15 protein-coding genes are annotated in these 17,261 nt (G+C 46.5%); 10 read left to right on the forward strand and 5 right to left on the reverse strand.

Going from position 1 to position 17,261, the window contains the following annotated elements:
• Positions 1 to 99: 99 nt before the first annotated feature.
• The 6 genes from MHH76_RS05795 (at position 100) to MHH76_RS05820 (ending at position 8,868) form a co-directional block, all read left to right on the forward strand.
• Positions 100 to 2,238, forward strand: a complete 2,139-nt coding sequence (locus MHH76_RS05795; protein ID WP_023856563.1) for a transglycosylase domain-containing protein — start codon at positions 100 to 102, stop codon at positions 2,236 to 2,238.
• Between the two features lie 125 nt (positions 2,239 to 2,363).
• Positions 2,364 to 3,425: a uroporphyrinogen decarboxylase gene (gene hemE / locus MHH76_RS05800; RefSeq protein WP_039072632.1), complete on the forward strand. Its 1,062-nt coding sequence runs from the start codon at positions 2,364 to 2,366 to the stop codon at positions 3,423 to 3,425.
• A gap of 73 nt (positions 3,426 to 3,498) precedes the next feature.
• Positions 3,499 to 4,437: a ferrochelatase gene (hemH, locus tag MHH76_RS05805; protein WP_043054263.1), complete on the forward strand. Its 939-nt coding sequence runs from the start codon at positions 3,499 to 3,501 to the stop codon at positions 4,435 to 4,437.
• Between the two features lie 15 nt (positions 4,438 to 4,452).
• Positions 4,453 to 5,865, forward strand: coding sequence for a protoporphyrinogen oxidase (gene hemY / locus MHH76_RS05810; protein ID WP_023856566.1), 1,413 nt, complete (start codon positions 4,453 to 4,455; stop codon positions 5,863 to 5,865).
• 196 nt (positions 5,866 to 6,061) lie between these two features.
• Positions 6,062 to 6,634: a TetR/AcrR family transcriptional regulator gene (locus MHH76_RS05815; protein WP_003180287.1), complete on the forward strand. Its 573-nt coding sequence runs from the start codon at positions 6,062 to 6,064 to the stop codon at positions 6,632 to 6,634.
• Between the two features lie 71 nt (positions 6,635 to 6,705).
• Positions 6,706 to 8,868: a YhgE/Pip domain-containing protein gene (locus MHH76_RS05820; RefSeq protein ID WP_039072634.1), complete on the forward strand. Its 2,163-nt coding sequence runs from the start codon at positions 6,706 to 6,708 to the stop codon at positions 8,866 to 8,868.
• Between the two features lie 56 nt (positions 8,869 to 8,924).
• On the opposite strand, the gene MHH76_RS05825 is transcribed toward MHH76_RS05820, so the two are convergent.
• On the reverse strand, positions 8,925 to 9,920 hold the full coding sequence (locus MHH76_RS05825) for a ketoacyl-ACP synthase III (protein ID WP_023856568.1): 996 nt from the start codon (positions 9,918 to 9,920) through the stop codon (positions 8,925 to 8,927).
• A gap of 106 nt (positions 9,921 to 10,026) precedes the next feature.
• Here MHH76_RS05825 and MHH76_RS05830 point away from each other — a divergent pair, with 106 nt between their 5' ends.
• Entirely contained in the window at positions 10,027 to 11,064 is a 1,038-nt protein-coding gene (locus MHH76_RS05830; RefSeq protein WP_016886430.1) for a M42 family metallopeptidase, read from the forward strand.
• A gap of 78 nt (positions 11,065 to 11,142) precedes the next feature.
• Here the strand turns inward: MHH76_RS05830 and MHH76_RS05835 are convergent, their stop codons facing one another.
• The 3 genes from MHH76_RS05835 to yhfH form a co-directional block, all read right to left on the reverse strand.
• Positions 11,143 to 11,340 (reverse strand): hypothetical protein, encoded by a 198-nt coding sequence (locus tag MHH76_RS05835; protein WP_003180298.1) that lies wholly within the window; start codon positions 11,338 to 11,340, stop codon positions 11,143 to 11,145.
• Between the two features lie 155 nt (positions 11,341 to 11,495).
• The gene (locus MHH76_RS05840) at positions 11,496 to 12,782 is read right to left on the reverse strand and encodes a cation:dicarboxylase symporter family transporter (protein ID WP_003180300.1); all 1,287 of its coding nucleotides are present in this window, start codon (positions 12,780 to 12,782) and stop codon (positions 11,496 to 11,498) included.
• Between the two features lie 307 nt (positions 12,783 to 13,089).
• Entirely contained in the window at positions 13,090 to 13,224 is a 135-nt protein-coding gene (gene yhfH, locus MHH76_RS05845) for a protein YhfH (RefSeq protein WP_075213443.1), read from the reverse strand.
• 156 nt (positions 13,225 to 13,380) lie between these two features.
• On the opposite strand from yhfH, the gene MHH76_RS05850 reads away from it, so the two are divergent.
• The 3 genes from MHH76_RS05850 to MHH76_RS05860 all read left to right on the forward strand — a co-directional run bounded on the left by MHH76_RS05850 (position 13,381) and on the right by MHH76_RS05860 (position 16,824).
• Entirely contained in the window at positions 13,381 to 14,115 is a 735-nt protein-coding gene (locus MHH76_RS05850; protein WP_020450814.1) for an MBL fold metallo-hydrolase, read from the forward strand.
• An 18-nt stretch (positions 14,116 to 14,133) separates the two neighbouring features.
• Positions 14,134 to 15,123, forward strand: a complete 990-nt coding sequence (gene lplJ / locus MHH76_RS05855) for a lipoate--protein ligase LplJ (RefSeq protein ID WP_039072635.1) — start codon at positions 14,134 to 14,136, stop codon at positions 15,121 to 15,123.
• A 159-nt stretch (positions 15,124 to 15,282) separates the two neighbouring features.
• Positions 15,283 to 16,824, forward strand: a complete 1,542-nt coding sequence (locus tag MHH76_RS05860) for a fatty acid--CoA ligase family protein (protein WP_039072636.1) — start codon at positions 15,283 to 15,285, stop codon at positions 16,822 to 16,824.
• Here MHH76_RS05860 and MHH76_RS05865 read toward each other — a convergent pair.
• Complete coding sequence (locus tag MHH76_RS05865; protein WP_020450817.1) at positions 16,795 to 17,241, reverse strand: hypothetical protein; 447 nt, start codon at positions 17,239 to 17,241, stop codon at positions 16,795 to 16,797. The two genes, MHH76_RS05860 and MHH76_RS05865, sit on opposite strands and share 30 nt — an antisense overlap.
• Positions 17,242 to 17,261 lie beyond the last annotated feature (20 nt).

The following is a 17,261-nucleotide window of genomic DNA, read 5'->3' on the forward strand; positions in this document are numbered from 1 at the left end:
AGGACGATTTAAAATTCTATCTATACCCGCTATAAATGCTGCAACATAATTTGAAGAAAAAATTCCCATACTAGCTATAGAAAGGAATGAGGTGACCATATGAGAAAGAGATTTTTCATTCCAATCATCATTACAGCGGCGATATTCCTTTTATCGTTAATCGGATATATTACGATTTTGTTTCTGGGGGATTATGTGATTGATGAAAAGAAACTGATTTTCCATGCTTCTTCTAAAATCGTCGACCAAAATGGAGAAGAAGTCACAAGCCTCTATACTGAAAACAGAAGACCTATTTCAATTGCCGAGGTGCCGGACGGCGTAAAAAATGCCTTTATCGCGGTTGAAGACAAGCGCTTTTATGAGCACCACGGCATCGATTTTAAATCCGTGAGCCGTGCGGTCTATAAAGATATATTAGCGGGAGGAAAAGTGGAAGGTGGAAGTACGATCACCCAGCAGCTCGCAAAAAACACTTTTTTGACACACGACAAAACGTTTTTAAGAAAAACGAAAGAAGTCATAATCGCGATCAACTTGGAGCGGGACTACAGCAAAGACAAGCTTTTGGAAATGTATTTGAACCAGCTTTATTTCGGGCACGGCGTCTATGGAATCCAGGCGGCTGCAAACTACTTTTTTAGCAAAGATGTGAAAGACTTGACGGTCAGTGAGGGAGCGGTGCTGGCTTCCATTCCTAAAGCGCCGTCCACGTATTCGCCCATTCTCAATCCGGAAAAAAGCCGTGAGCGGCGCAATGTCATTCTCGGCATGATGAACGAGCAGGGATATATCAGCTCAAAGGAAACCGTCAGAGCCCAAGGCAGCACATTGGGCCTCCACGTGAAAGAAAAATCAAAAAATCCGTGGCTTGACAGCTATATTGATCTGGTCATGAAAGAAGCGGAAGACAAATATTCGATTTCGAGTGAACAGCTTCTTCAAGGCGGATACACAATCAGTGTTCCGCTCGACGTTTCGATACAAAAAGCGGCTTACACGCTGATGAAGCAGGACGGCTATTTTCCCGGAACAGACAATAAAGCTGAAGGGAGCGCCGTTTTTATCGATAACCGGACAGGCGGCGTAGTGGCCGCTCTCGGAGGTCGGGAATACGCTCCGAAAGGCTACAACAGGGCAACAGCCCCGCGTCAGCCGGGTTCGACTTTTAAACCGCTTGCCGTTTACGGCCCCGCTCTTGAAGAAAAGCGGTTTAAGCCGTACTCCATGCTTGAAGATAAACAGCTGTCATACGGCGGCTACTCGCCGAAAAACTATGACGGCCAGTACGAGGGCAAGGTCTCTATGGTGGATGCGCTGACCTACAGCAAAAACGCGCCTGCCGTATGGACGCTAAATGAGATCGGAATCGAAACGGTGAAGCCTTATCTCAGCCGCTTGGGCATGAACGTGCCGGATGAGGGCCTGGCATTGGGGCTGGGCGGCTTAGAGAAAGGAGTGTCGCCGCTTGAGATTGCCGGGGCATACCGGACCTTTGCAAATTCAGGACAATACACCGAGCCGTTCTTTATTAAAAAAATCACGGACGAAAACGGGGATGTCATATTCCGCCGCGAGGAAAAATCAGAAAAGGTATTCAGCAAACAAACCGCTTGGAACATGACGCGAATGCTAGAGGAGGTCGTGAAAAGCGGAACGGGAAAAGCCGGTGATTTTTCCGGAGAGATTGCAGGAAAAACGGGCTCGACCACGTATACCGGAAAAGAGGGCGGAACAAAAGATGCCTGGTTTGCGGGGTATACGCCCGAAGTGACGGGAGCTGTCTGGATGGGCTACGATAAAACGGATGAATCCCATTATTTAAAAGGCGGCAGCGCTTATCCGACAAGGCTGTTTAAAGACATTTTAAAACGCTCCAACCATAAGCCTGAACGATTTAAGGCGCCTGAAGGTGTAAAAGATCTGGACAGGCCGATCCGCCTCGAAGATTTGGAAAGTGTTAAAGCAGACTATTCCTTTACGCCGATGGGGCTGATTACGGTGTCATTAAAATGGCATGAACAAGAGGATAAAAGGGTTGAATACCGAATATATGAAAGGAAAAACGGAAAAGAAACGCTCATTGATACGGTTAAGGGGAAAGGAAGCTATTCAATCCCTTATGCAAACATCTTTTCCAATGCTTCCTATAAAATTGTTCCGTACAATCCGCAGACGAAAACAGAGGGGAAAGGGACTGATTATATCGAACCGAAAGTGTTTCCTTCGGGTCATTAGGTACCCGAAATTCATCAATTTCTTGAACAATAAGTCTCATGAGTATACCGTTCAATAAAAAAACGGTATATTGGAAGGAGTAATTTTGCGAACGTATGGTTGCAGCTTGAAAGGTGGATATCATGATGAAAAACGACAAGGCTTTTAATGACACATTCTTAAAAGCGTGCCGAGGAGAAAAAGCCGCCCATGTACCGGTATGGTACATGAGGCAGGCTGGAAGATCACAGCCTGAGTACAGAGCGCTCAAGGAAAAATACGGACTGTTCGAAATTACGCATCAGCCCGAACTGTGCGCTTACGTGACAAGGCTCCCCGTCGAACAGTACGGTGTCGATGCGGCAATACTTTATAAAGACATAATGACACCGCTTCCAGGTATTGGCGTTGACGTCGAAATTAAAAACGGCATCGGTCCTGTTATCGATCAGCCGATCACATCTCTCACAGATGTTGAAAAACTTGGCGAACTCGAGCCGGAGGAGCATATACCATATGTGCTGGAGACGATCAGGCTCTTGACAGAAGAACAGCTGAACGTTCCGCTGATCGGTTTTACTGGGGCGCCGTTTACACTGGCCAGCTATATGATCGAAGGCGGCCCGTCCAAAAACTACAATAAAACAAAAGCGTTTATGTACAGCCAGCCTGCTGCATGGGACCTCTTGATGAAAAAGCTCGGGAAGATGGCGGCTGTATACGTCAAAGCCCAAATCCGCGCCGGTGCCAAAGCCATTCAAGTGTTCGATTCCTGGGTCGGGGCGTTGAATGCCGGTGATTATTGCCGCTATATCAAGCCGACGATGGACATTCTTTTCAAAGAGCTGAAAAAAGAAGGCGTGCCGCTGATTATGTTCGGGGTCGGCGCAAGCCACCTCGCGACTGAATGGCACGATCTTGACCTTGACGTCGTCGGGTTGGACTGGCGGATGAGCCTGCAGGAAGCCAGGGATAAAGGGCTGACAAAAACGCTTCAGGGGAATTTGGATCCTTCGATCCTCCTCGCCCCGTGGGAAGTCATTGAAGAGAGGACGAAAGCCATTCTCGATCAGGGCATGCAGACGGACCGGTTTATTTTCAACCTCGGTCACGGGATTTTTCCCGAAGTGAGTCCTGACACACTGAAAAAATTGACGGCATTTGTTCATGAGTATTCCGCCTCAAAAAAATCGAGCCTGATGACATGAGCATTTCAGTTGGTCTTTTCAATATAAACTGTCAAAATACGTATAGATCATGATCTTTAAAGAGGTGTTCACGTTGGGTAAAAAGAAAATGGGGCTTCTTGTTATGGCGTATGGGACGCCGTACAAAGAGGAAGACATTGAACGTTATTATACACACATCAGAAGAGGCAGGAAGCCTGAGCCTGACATGCTTCAGGACTTAAAAGACCGCTATAAGGCGATCGGCGGAATTTCTCCGCTTGCAAAGATCACGAAAGAGCAGACGAAGCAGCTGGAAAAACGCTTAAACGAGCTTCAGGATGATGTGGTATTCAAGTCATATATCGGTCTCAAACATATCGAACCTTTCATCGAGGATGCCGTTCAGGAGATGCATAAAGACGGGATTACAGAAGCCGTCAGCATCGTGCTTGCGCCCCATTTCTCCACCTTCAGCGTACAGTCGTACAACAAGCGGGCGAAAGACGAGGCTGAAAAGCTCGGCGGATTGTCGATCACATCGATCAACAGCTGGTATGATGAGCCGAAATTCATCGCATATTGGGCGGATCAAGTGAGAAAAATCTATGACGAAATGCCTTCGGAAGAAAGGGAAAACGCCGTCTTGATTGTATCGGCGCACAGCCTTCCCGAAAAGATCGTCGAAATGGGTGATCCATATCCTGAACAGCTTAAAGAATCAGCGAAGCTGATTGCCGAAGCGGCGGGTGTAAAAGATTACGCCGTCGGCTGGCAAAGCGAAGGAAACACCCCTGATCCGTGGCTTGGGCCGGATGTTCAGGATTTGACCCGTGACTTGTCAGAGCAAAAAGGGTACAGCGCTTTTGTTTATGCTCCCGTCGGCTTCGTAGCTGACCATTTGGAAGTTCTTTATGACAACGATTATGAATGCAAAGTCGTCACAGACGATATCGGAGCAAGCTATTACAGAACTGAAATGCCTAACGCAAAACATGAGTTTATCGATGCTTTAGCAGATGTTGTATTAAAACAATTGGAGAAAGAACAGTAAAGAAGGCGATTGTAAATGAGTGGAGAACGCAGGCAGATTGTCATCATCGGCGGCGGTATTACCGGATTAGCCGCCGCCTTCTACTTGGAGAAGGAAATCAAAAAGAACGATCTCCCGGCCGAAGTCACGCTTGTTGAAGCAAGTCCGAGACTGGGCGGAAAGATACAGACGGTACACAAAGACGGCTATGTGATTGAACGGGGGCCGGATTCATTTTTGGAACGGAAGCAAAGCGCACCTCAGCTCGTGAAGGATCTCGGGCTGGAGCACTTGCTCGTGAACAACGCGACAGGCCAGTCTTATGTTCTTGTCAGCGAAACGCTCTATCCGATTCCGGAAGGAGCTGTGATGGGGGTGCCGACAAAAATCGGACCTTTTCTGACAACCGGCTTGTTTTCCTTGCCGGGGAAGTTGAGAGCCGGAATGGATTTGCTGCTTCCAGCGAGCAAGCCGCAGGAAGACCAGTCGCTCGGAGAATTTTTCAGAAGGCGTGTCGGCGGTGAAGTGGTGGAGAACCTGATCGAACCGCTTTTGTCAGGCATTTATGCCGGGGACATTGACCGCCTCAGTCTGATGTCAACTTTCCCGCAATTCTACCAGACAGAACAGAAGTACAGAAGCTTGATCATCGGGATGAAAAAATCGCGCGGCGCCCAGAGCGCCAAAAAGCCTGCGAACAAAAAGAAAGGCCAGTTCCAGACGGTGAAAACCGGCCTGCAGACGATTGTTGAAGAACTGGAAAAGCAGCTCGATATCACAAAGGTTTATAAAGGCACAAAGGTCGTCAGCATTGAGCGCGCGGGCTCGGGCTACAGCATGAAGCTTGACAACGGCAAGGTGCTTCACGCTGATTCGGCCGTGGTCACCGCTCCCCATAAAGCAGCTGCCGCGATGTTTCCAAAAGCGGATTGGCTGAAGGGTTTAGAAGATATGGTGTCAACATCTGTCGCCAATGTGGCGCTCGGATTTCCGGAAGAAGCCGTCCAAATGGAGCATCAAGGAACAGGCTTTGTCATTTCAAGGAACAGCGACTTTTCGATTACGGCGTGTACTTGGACAAACAAAAAATGGCCGAGCACAACGCCTGAAGGAAAAGTTCTGTTAAGAGCTTATGTGGGGAAAGCCGGCGATGAGTCCGTTGTCGAACAGTCAGATAACGAAATGGTGAAAATCGTCCTCGACGATTTAAGACGGATTATGAAGATCGACGGCGAGCCGGAAATGACCTGCATCACAAGATGGCATGAAGCGATGCCGCAATACCATGTCGGCCATAAGAAAAGAATGAAAGAGATCAGGGAAGGGTTACAGGCGTCATATCCGGGCGTTTTCATGACGGGGGCCTCTTTTGAAGGGGTCGGCATTCCGGATTGCATCGACCAAGGCAAGCAGGCCGTAGCCGATGTGCTCTCACACCTTTTCGAATAAAGAAGAGCAAATAAAGCTGTCCGAATCCATTCGGCGGCTTTTTTTATTTCACTCTTTTTACAGCTTTCATCATTTTAAAGTTTGTTTATGGAAAAGATAACATTTAAATTATTGCATTTTATATTCAGGTGTGTTACATTACTTTTTGTACTTACTGACCAAAATGTTCAAATAGTCAATTTCGGGGTGAGAAACCGTGAGCAAAGATCGAAAAGCACTTATTTTAGAAGCGGCGACAAAATCGTTTACACAATTCGGCTACAAAGCGACGACGATGGATCTGGTGGCGAAGCTTGCCAATGTCGGCAAAGGTACGATTTATACTTTTTTCAAGAATAAAGAGGAACTGTTCGACGACATTTTTTCTTCGCTTCTGATTGAGATGAAGCAAACGGCTGATCAAGCGATTGATCCTGATCTGCCTTTTCACGAAAATGCCCATCGCGCGATGATGGCGATATTGGAGTACAGAAAGAAGCACCAGCTGACCATTAAGATCTTTCAGGAAGGTGCGGAGCTCGGCACACCGGCGGCCCGCGAAGTGATTGAAAAGCTGGAACGCATGGTCATCAGCTATATTAAGAGAAAGATTAAAGAAGCGATTAAAAATGACGATATTAGACCGTGTGACCCCGAGCTGAACGCGTTTGTCATCTTCAAGCTTTACATCGCGCTCATCTTTGACTGGGAAAAAAACCATGAACCGCTGAAAGATGAAGAGTTGGCAGAGATGCTGAAAATGTATATTTTAAAAGGATTATCTCGTTAGATTGTCCTTTCTTTGTTTAAAGGGGTGCTTATCCGCATAGAGAGCGGCTACTAACTAGGAGGCGTATCAACATGAATGTTTTCAAAAACCAGTGGAGAGAACTGATAACCAATAAAAAACTACTGATATCCGTGATCGGGGTTCTCTTTATACCGCTGATTTACAGCAGCATATTTTTGGCGGCGTACTGGGACCCATACGGAAACGTCGATCAGCTCCCCGTAGCGGTTGTGAATTCCGACAAGGGAACGACATATGAAGGAAAAGACCTTCACATCGGCGACGACCTTGTCAAAGAACTGAAAAAAAACGATAAATTCGACTGGCATTTTACGACGAAGGAAAAAGCGCTGAGAGGCTTGCAAAATGAGGAATACTACATGGTTGTAGAAATTCCTGAAAACTTTTCGAAGGATGCCAGCACGGTGATGGATAAACATCCGAAAAAGCTGAATCTGATTTATCATACAAACGCAGGACGAAACTATGTCGGCGCCCAGATCAGCGATAAAGCGATTGAACAGCTTCAGCATTCAGTAGGTTCTGAAATCACGCAGCAATATGCCGAAGTCATCTTTGACAATTTCGGCAAAATCGCAAAAGGTCTCGGTGAAGCCAGCGAAGGTGCCGGAAAACTGGATAAAGGACTGAAAGATGCGAAAGAAGGAAGCGAAAAGCTGAAAAAGAACCTTGAAAAGCTTGCGAAAAGCCAAATTCAGTTCAACAAAGACGGAATGGAGAAGTTCGGCGCGGCATTCAATACGCTGAACGACAAAATTCATGAACTTGATTCAGGGCTTGCGCAATTTTTGGAAAAAAGCGGCCAGCTGCACAGCGGTGCTCAACAGCTCCAACAAGGCATGCCTCAGATTGTGGCGGGATTGGAGCAGATGAATGAAAAAGCACAGATGATAAGCAAACTCGAAGAAGCCATTTCAAATGAAAAGATTCAGCAGCTTGAAACGGCACTTTCAAACGCCGAAAAGGCGAAAAAAGAAATCAGTCAGATTTCAAAAAATATTGATGAGCTTGAAGCGGCATTGAAAAACCAGCACAGTGAAGTCAAACAAATTATTGAATCCAGCAACATGCTGACACAAGAACAGAAAGCCGCGCTTATGAAACAAGTCGATGAAAAAATGGGAACGGTGAAGCTGCCTGAGTTTGACAAGTTGAAAGCGCAAATTCCCGATGTAAGCGAACTTCCCGATTTATCCGGGCTGAAACAGAAGCTTGAGGAATTGAAGCGAGTTCCTTCGGATGTGAACAAGCTTTATAAAGGATCGCAAAAGATTCAGCAAGGGCTCGATGCGCTGACAAACGGTTTGGGTGCTTACAACGAAAAATTCGCGGAGGCGAAAAGCGGATCATCCAAAATCGCCGAAGGCAGCCAGACGTTAGTCGGGAAGTTCGGCGATCTGCAAAGCGCGGCTGATAAACTGAAAGACGGTTCTTCCAAGCTTGCAGAAGGGGCTAAATCTCTTGATGAAGGTCTTGGCAAGCTGTCTGACGGAAGCGGGGAGCTGTTTGACAAGCTGTCTGACGCTGCCGATCAGACCGGCGATATTCAAGCGGGAGACGAAAACTACAATATGTTCTCAGATCCCGTCGATGTGAAAGGCGATAAAATCGATCCGGTTTCCAACTACGGAACAGGATTAACCCCGTATATTTTGTCGCTCGGCTTATTTGTCGGTGCATTAATGATCACCGTCGTCTTTGATGTGAAAGAGCCGGCCGTCCGGCCTGAATCAGCTTTCGGCTGGTTTATGAGCAAATTCAGCGTACTTTTTGCAGTGGGGATTCTTCAAGCGGCGATCGCCTGCACGATCATTCTCTCTGGCATCGGGCTTGAAGTGCAAAGCGTCTGGAGATTTTATGTGTTCAGTATGATCATGAGCATTACATGTCTTGCGATCATTCAATTTTTGGCTGCGACCATGGGAAATCCGGGACGTTTCATTGCCGTCATTCTGCTCGTGCTTCAGCTTGGAGGAAGCGGAGGAACATTCCCTCTTGCACTTGTTCCTAAGTTCTTCCAAGTCATCCATTCCGCACTGCCGATGACCTACAGCATTGCGGGATACAGAGCGGTGATTTCAAGCGGAGACTACGCGTATATGTGGGAGCAGGCTGCCGTGCTCGGCGGTGTTGCGATCGTCATGATGGCCTTGACGCTGATTTATTTTAAAGTGCTGCTGAGAAAAGGAAAAGTTGAAGAGCAGCACGCATAAAAGAAAAACATCTTTTCAAGCCCGGCAAGGGCAAGAAAAGATGTTTTTTTTTGAAATCAGGAAGCTGGCGCGCCCCATTTTACAATCAGTCCCGTATATGTAAGACCCCCGCCGAAACCGAACAGAATCAAGTTATCGCCCTCTTTCAACTTTCCGTTTTTGACGGCTTCATCAAGGGCGAGAACGATTGATACGGATGAGGTGTTGCCAAACCATTCGACGCTCGTCAGCGCTTTTTCGAGTGAAATTCCGGTTTTTTCGCAAATTGATTCGACCATTCGCAAATTCGCGCTGTGCGGGACGAACCAATCGATATCTTTCAGCTCCATTTCAGCTTGGATAAGCAGCTTTTTGACGCCTTCGGGAATGGATCTGACCGCCCATTTATACACTTCGCGGCCGTTTTGAACCATTTTTCCTTCACCTGAGAGCGGCTCCCCTTTAAGGTCGCTGCGCAAGCCGGTTCTGTATAAATGGCGGGCTCCGTCACCTTTCGTATCCTGGGTAAAAGTAATAAAGCTTGGGGAATTGTCGTCCCGTTCGACAAGCAGGGCGCCCGCGCCGTCGCCGAACAAGATGCAAGACGCGCGGTCTGTGTAGTCGGTTGTTTTGGATAAGGTTTCACCGCTGATCACAAGAATTTTTTTATGCAGTCCGGAAGTGATCAGGCCGTTGGCGATATGCAATCCGTATGTTAATCCCGCGCAAGTCGCATTTACATCCACCGCGCCGACTTCTTTCCATCCGAAGTGCTCCTGAACCTGGCATGCCGTGCTTGGAAAAGCATAGTCCGCCGTTGTGGTAGAGACGATGATCATGTCAATATCGTCCAGCGTGCCGTTGTATCTGCTTTGTAGATTTTCAACGGCCTTTATGCAAAGATCTGATGTGAATTCGTGACTTCCTGCGATTCGCCTTTCTTTCATTCCTGTCCGCTGAACGATCCATTCATCAGAAGTATCGACGATTTTTTCAAAGTCTTTGTTTGTCATGCGCTTTTCGGGAACATAGGTGCCGATGGCGGAAATTCGCGCTTTTGATAAAGTTTTCATGAAGTTCACTCTCCTTTTTTTTATTATAACACCTAGTATTAGTATCTGGTACTAAAATATTGATCTGATGTATACTATAAACATCACAAGTTGGGAGGAATGAACAATGTCAGGACAGAAAACGCTGGAGCTCATCAAGGAGCTCGTCTCCATCCCGAGCCCTACCGGAAATACGTATGACATCATAGACTATATCAATCGCCTATTACAGGAAGAAGGAGTCGAAACAAAGTTTAACCGTAAGGGCGGCCTGATCGCGACGATACCGGGCCGCGACAAAGCCCGGCACCGGATGCTCACCGCTCATGTCGATACCCTCGGAGCGATGGTGAAAGAGATTAAGCCGAACGGAAGGCTGAAAATTGACTTAATCGGGGGGTTCAATTACAACTCGATTGAAGGCGAGTATTGCAAAATTGAAACAGCATCAGGGAAAACTTACACCGGCACGATCTTAATGCATCAGACATCAGTGCATGTTTACAAAGACGCCGGAAAAGCCGAGCGGAACCAGAAGAATATGGAGGTCCGCATTGACGAACCGGTCCGCAGTGAAGAAGAAACCCGGGCGCTCGGCATCAATGTCGGTGATTTTATCTCCTTCGACCCGCGCGTTGAGATCACACCGAGCGGGTTTATCAAATCGCGTCATCTTGATGATAAAGCAAGCGTCGCCCTCCTTATTGAGCTGATCAGAACGATCAACACAGAAGGGATGACACTGCCTTACACAACACATTTTTTAATTTCCAATAATGAAGAAATCGGTTATGGCGGCAACTCCAATATCCCGCCTGAAACGGTGGAATATTTGGCTGTTGATATGGGAGCGATCGGCGATGGGCAGTCAACCGACGAATATACGGTATCCATTTGTGTGAAGGATGCCAGCGGGCCATATCACTACGGGCTTCGCAAGCGTCTGACCGCTCTTTGTGAAACATACGGAATCGAGTATAAGCTTGATATTTACCCGTACTACGGCTCAGATGCTTCAGCAGCCATCAGAGCGGGCCATGATATCGTCCACGGGCTGATCGGCCCGGGAATTGACGCATCCCACGCGTTTGAAAGGACGCATCAGTCGTCCCTGGAGCAGACGGCAAAGCTGCTGTATCATTATGTCCTGTCTGACATGGCATAAAAAAGCTCCCAAAGGACCCCGGTCCCTTGGGAGTAAAAAAAGAGTGGAAGTCATCCATCCGTAGAGGATGGCGTTTACTTACCAGTAATCATAGTGTTTTTTCTTTTTGCAGTGATCAAAGTGGTCAAACTTCTTGTAGTCATAGTCATAATCATACTTCTTATAGCATGGATAATAGTAGTAATAATAGTAGTAGTAGTATTTCTTGCAGTCGTGGTCTTTCTTGTGGTAGTCAAAGTCATAATCTTTCTTGCAATGGTCATGGTAAAAATACATTAAACTTCCCTCCAGTTTTCTTTTCTAATTTAACTACAGTACATCGTATGTAAACGAAAGGAAGTTGTTTGGACAGGTTTCTTGAGCAAATTGCATATTTTTAAAAAAACGTATGTTTCTCCAAAAGCGGGAAACATACGTTTTTTTGCGGGCTGTCAGCCGGACATTTTCATATCTGCCGGCTCCCTTTGATTTAAGACGGTCTGTCCTTTAACGGCGTCATATTCACCTTCCCATTTTGACATGACCACAGCGGCAAGAGCGTTTCCGGTCAGGTTGACGACCGTTCTCGCCATATCCATAATCCGGTCGACTCCGGCAATGAAGGCCAGCCCTTCAGCAGGAACGCCGATCGTGCCCAGAGTCGCGAGAAGAACGACGAATGATGTGCCGGGAACGGCAGCCATTCCTTTAGAAGTGACCATCAGGACAAGGATGAGCGTGAGCTGCTGCCCAATGGACAGATCGATGCCGTAGACCTGCGCCAGAAACAGCGCCGCGATTGCCTGATACAGGACAGAGCCGTCAAGGTTAAATGTGTAGCCGATCGGAATGACAAACGACACAATGCCTTTCGGACAGCCGATTTTCTCCATTTTTTCCATGACGCGCGGAAGCACAGTTTCAGAGCTTGATGTACTGTATGCAAGAAGAAGCTCATCTTTCATATAGGCCAAAAATTTAAATATATTGATACCGCACAGCTTGCCGACGATCCCAAAAATGACAATCAGAAAGAAAGCAAGAGCAAGATAGACAAGCAAAACGAGCTTTCCCAATGATAAAAGCGAAGAAAAACCAAATTTTGAAACCGTTACACCAATTAAAGCAAAAACGCCGAACGGCGCGAATTTCATGACGATGTTCACGACGTGGAACATGGCTTGAGACGTTGCCTCAAAAAAGGAAAGCACAGGCTTGCCTTTTTCGCCTATGGCTGACACTCCGAGTGCGAACAGAACAGTGAAGCAAATGATCGCAAGCAGATCGCCTTCAGCGAGCGATTGGAAAAAGTTTGTCGGCACAATGTGCAGGAACGTGTCTGCGACAGATTTGGTGCTTGCCTCTTTTTCTGTTTCTACATATTGGCTGATATCCTGTTTTTCAGCACCAGAAAAGTTTACGCCGTGTCCAGGCTGAATGATATTTCCAAGGAGTAGTCCGAGCACGATCGCAAAAGTCGTAATGATTTCAAAGTACAGAATCGTCCGAAAACCGAGCCTGCCGACCTTTTTTCCGCTGCCGGCCCCTGCAACCCCGACAATCAAGCTTGAAACGACAATAGGAATCACAATCATTTTGATTAATCTTAAGAACAAATCACCGACGGGCTGCAGATACGTTGCGACCGCAGGGTTTCCGAACCAAATCGCTCCTGCTGCAACACCTAAAATCAGCCCGAGGAAAATTTGTGTGGCTAATCCGAATTTAAGTCTTTTCATAGATGCCCTCCCAACGCATGCTTAATTTATACTAGAATATTAAACTGAGATCGTAAATTAAGTATAGCGAAAGAAAATACAGCTCGTCCATTAAAAAAATAACGTCTGAATATATTGAAAATTCAAATATGAGATGATCATCCCAGCTTAAATTCAAATCGGGACGTTCATCGGTGTATATTTCCCTAAGTGAAATAGTAAAATGTTATTAAAATAATGAATTTTGACAAGAATCTCTCTCTTTATAACTAACTTTATGACAAAAAAACGCCCCGGGGAGATCCGCCGGAGCATTTTTTAATGACGTCTATATATCTTTTACATTTAAGCATTTAGAGCAAGTGTTTCCGTAGCATTCGTGCTGCTCATCAATATCGTGGCCGCATTTTGAACATTTTTTGGAAGGCAAATTTCTGAAGAACTCGGTGATTTTAGAGAGCATGTTGATTCCCCCAATTCGTTTGTTGTCATCATTGTATTATAACAGTATCCAGGAAATCAATGTCTGTTTTATGACAAAATATAAAACATGCAATTTTTAAGAAAAATGGGTATATTGAATAGGGGGACGATAGACACAAAAAAGAGGTGTGTATATATGAAGATGACAGTCATCGGCTGCTGCGGAGGATTTCCGGCTGCAAATGAAGCGACTTCAGGCTATCTCTTTCAATCCGGGGATTATTCCGTTTTAATCGACTGCGGCAGTGCCGTTTTATCGAAGCTTCAGCTGTTTCTGCCCGTTGAGGAGCTTGATGCCGTTATATTATCCCATTATCATCACGACCATATTGCGGATGTCGGCCCTTTGCAATTTGCCAAACTGGTCGGCTCATTCCTCGGCAAGGGAGCGAATGCCCTTCCGATATATGGACATCCTTTTGATGAAGAGCAGTTTTCAAAGCTTACATATAAAACGCATACCGCTGGATTGGCCTATGATCCGAAAGAGTCTTTGGCAATCGGACCGTTTACGTTCACGTTTTTAAAGACGGTTCATCCTGTTGACTGCTTTGCTATGAGGGTGACGGACGGTGTTCATTCTGTCGTTTATACAGCCGATTCGAGCTTTCAGGAAGCTTTCATCCCGTTCAGTGCAGGAGCCGATCTATTGATCTCGGAGTGCAATTTTTATGCGGATCAGGATGGGAGAAGCGCCGGTCATATGAACAGCCTCGAAGCGGGACGCATCGCTGCAGAAGCGGGTGCGGGACATCTGCTCTTGACACACCTCCCGCATTTCGGGGAACATCAAAAACTAGCAGAAGAGGCCAAAACCGTTTATAAAGGCGCGGTTGATCTGGCGCACACCGGTTATGTGTGGGGAGAATAGAAGGAGGAACTGACAAACATGCTGTTTATCGATAATCAAAATATTACAGATCCGAGGATCAACTTGGCGATTGAGGAGTACTGCTTAAAGCACCTCGATCCTGAAGAGACGTATCTGCTGTTTTATATCAACCAGCCGTCGATCATCATTGGCAAAAACCAAAATACGATTGAGGAAATCAACACAAAGTATGTGGATGAAAACGGGATCATTGTCGTTCGCAGGCTGTCAGGCGGCGGAGCTGTCTACCATGACCTCGGGAACTTGAACTTCAGCTTTATTACGAAAGACGACGGCAACAGCTTCCATAATTTTAAGAAGTTTACGGAGCCCGTTGTGGCCGCTTTAAAGCGGCTTGGCGTCGATGCGGAGCTGAGCGGCCGAAACGACTTGATGGCAAACGGCCGGAAAATTTCGGGAAACGCCCAGTTCTCAACGAAAGGGAGAATGTTCAGCCATGGCACGCTGTTGTTCGATTCTGAGATAGAACATGTCGTATCGGCTTTAAAAGTAAAAAAAGATAAAATCGAATCAAAAGGCATCAAATCGATCAGGAGCCGGGTAGCCAATATCTGCGAATTTCTCGATCAGAAGATGACGACAGTGGAATTCCGAAGCATGCTTCTCCGCTATATTTTTGATACCGAAGGGGAAATACCGGAGTATAAGCTGACTGAAAAAGACTGGAAAATCATCAATCAAATTTCAAAGGAACGCTATCAAAACTGGGATTGGAACTATGGGAAGTCTCCGAAATTCAATCTTCAGCATTCAAAACGATTTCAAGCGGGATCGGTCGACATCCGCCTGGAAGTGCAAAAAGGCGTGATCCGCGAGTGCAAAATATTCGGTGACTTTTTCGGAGTCGGCGATGTCAGCGATATTGAAGAGAAGCTGACAGACGTACAGTATGAAAGAAAAGCGATTGAAGAAGCCCTTCAAGGCGTCGACATCAAGCATTACTTCGGCAATATTCAAAAAGAAGAATTTTTGGATCTTGTCTACTAAAAGAGAGGCTGCGGTTTCCGCGGCCCCTTTTTAACTTGAGAGGAATGGAAGATATTTCCCAACAGCCCTTGAGTGTTTTCTGTTCATTTACTATAATGGGAATAGATTTTGATTATCACAAAATGAATGGTCATTCATTCATTTTTAAGGGGTGGGAGAATGAATTTAGTTTCAAAATTAGGGGAAACAGCTCAATCAAAGCCTGACAGAACCGCTTATATTTTTGGGGAACAGACGGAAACATACGGGGGATTACAGCAGAAAATTGATTGCTTTGCAGAAGGTCTGCGCGAAATCGGGGTGGAAAAGGGAGATCATGTTGCTTTGCTTCTCGGCAATACCCCGCATTTTGTGATTGCGTTTTACGGTGCGCTGAAGGCCGGAGCCGTTGTCATACCGATCAATCCGGCCTATACGCCGACTGAGATCGGCTATATGCTGACAAATGGCGACGCAAAAGTGATCGTGGCTCTGGGACAGCTGCTTCCGCTTTACGAAAAGGTGCATGAATCCCTTCCGAAAGTCAGCTGCGTCGTGCTTTGCGAAACGGGAGAGCCGCTTCGCGAACCGGAAAGCACTGAGGTTAAGATGAAATTGAAATCGTTTACAAACATTATGAAACCTCCTGTCCGGCCGTTTCCTGAAATCGACGCCGAAGATACGGCCGCCATCCTTTATACGTCAGGAACTACGGGAAGACCAAAAGGGGCGATGCTCACACATCAAAATCTATTTTCGAATGCAAATGATACAGCCCGCTATCTAACAATGAATGAATCTGACCTTGTCGTCGCCGCCCTGCCGATGTTCCACGTTTTTTGTTTAACGGTCTGCATGAATGCGCCGCTCATGAACGGCGCAGCGATTTTGATCGTGCCGAAATTCAGCCCCGCCGAAGTTTTCAAGCTGATTAAAAAGCATCAGGCGACGATCTTCTCAGGCGTGCCGACAATGTACAATTACCTGTACCAGTATGAAGGGGCGGATGAAACCGGTTTTCGATCCATCAGGATTTGCATCTCAGGCGGAGCAGCCATGCCTGTCGCTCTCCTGAAAAGTTTTGAAGAAAGATTCGGCGTTCTCGTTTTAGAAGGCTACGGTTTGTCGGAGGCTTCTCCTGTTACATGCTTTAACCCGTTCAGCACCGGCCGCAAGCCAGGATCGATCGGCACGAACATTCTCAATGTGAAAAACAAAGTCGTCAATGAAATCGGGGAAGAGCTGCCTGCCGGTCAAGTCGGGGAGTTGATCGTTAAAGGGCCGAATGTTATGAAAGGGTACTACAACATGCCGGAAGAAACGGCCCATACGATTAAAGACGGATGGCTGTATACAGGTGATTTGGCAAAACGGGATGAAGACGGTTATTTTTATATCGTCGACAGAAAAAAAGACATGATTATCGTCGGCGGCTATAATGTCTATCCGAGGGAGATCGAAGAAGTGCTCTACCTTCATCCGGAAATCGCAGAAGCGGTGGTGATCGGAGTGCCAGACCCGAATACGGGAGAAGCCGTCCAGTGCTATGTCGTTCCGAAGAATAAAACGCTGACAGAGGATGATGTCTTGTCGCATTGCAAAAAGCATCTTGCCAAATACAAGCGCCCGGCGGCAATCGTCTTCATGGATGAAATACCGAAAAATTCGACCGGCAAAATTTTAAGGCGCGCTTTAAAAGACATTTTGACAAATCAATCTTGACACGTTAAAAGGGACGCCTGCCGCGTCCCTTTTCTGCAGTTCTCTGAGAAGAGCGTCTTTTTCCTTTTGTCGGAGAACAAAATATGTGCCCTCCTCTTCTTTCAGGATGACGGCTTCATCTTTCTTCAGCCAGACGGTGAAGTGAACGCGATGTGTGTCGGTCATGCTGATGTATCCGTGATACGCCGGAGAAGGCAGGCTATGCGCCGACTTTTCTTTCATTCTTTTCCCTTTGTTAAATGTATCAAGCAGAACGCCTATGTTGTGCCTATCTTTGATGCTGACCGTTTTTTCGCTGTCATCTGCCTGCTTCAAGATGATTTCTTCGGCATTTCTTGAGTCGAAAGGCTCCGCCATCAAGTGGAATACATAAAAGACAGTGATAGATAAAATACCGAAAAAAAGTATGATCCCCATTATTTTTTTCAGAATGATCA

This window comes from Bacillus sp. FSL L8-0193, assembly GCF_037976065.1.
Taxonomy (GTDB): Bacteria; Bacillota; Bacilli; order Bacillales; family Bacillaceae; genus Bacillus; species Bacillus paralicheniformis.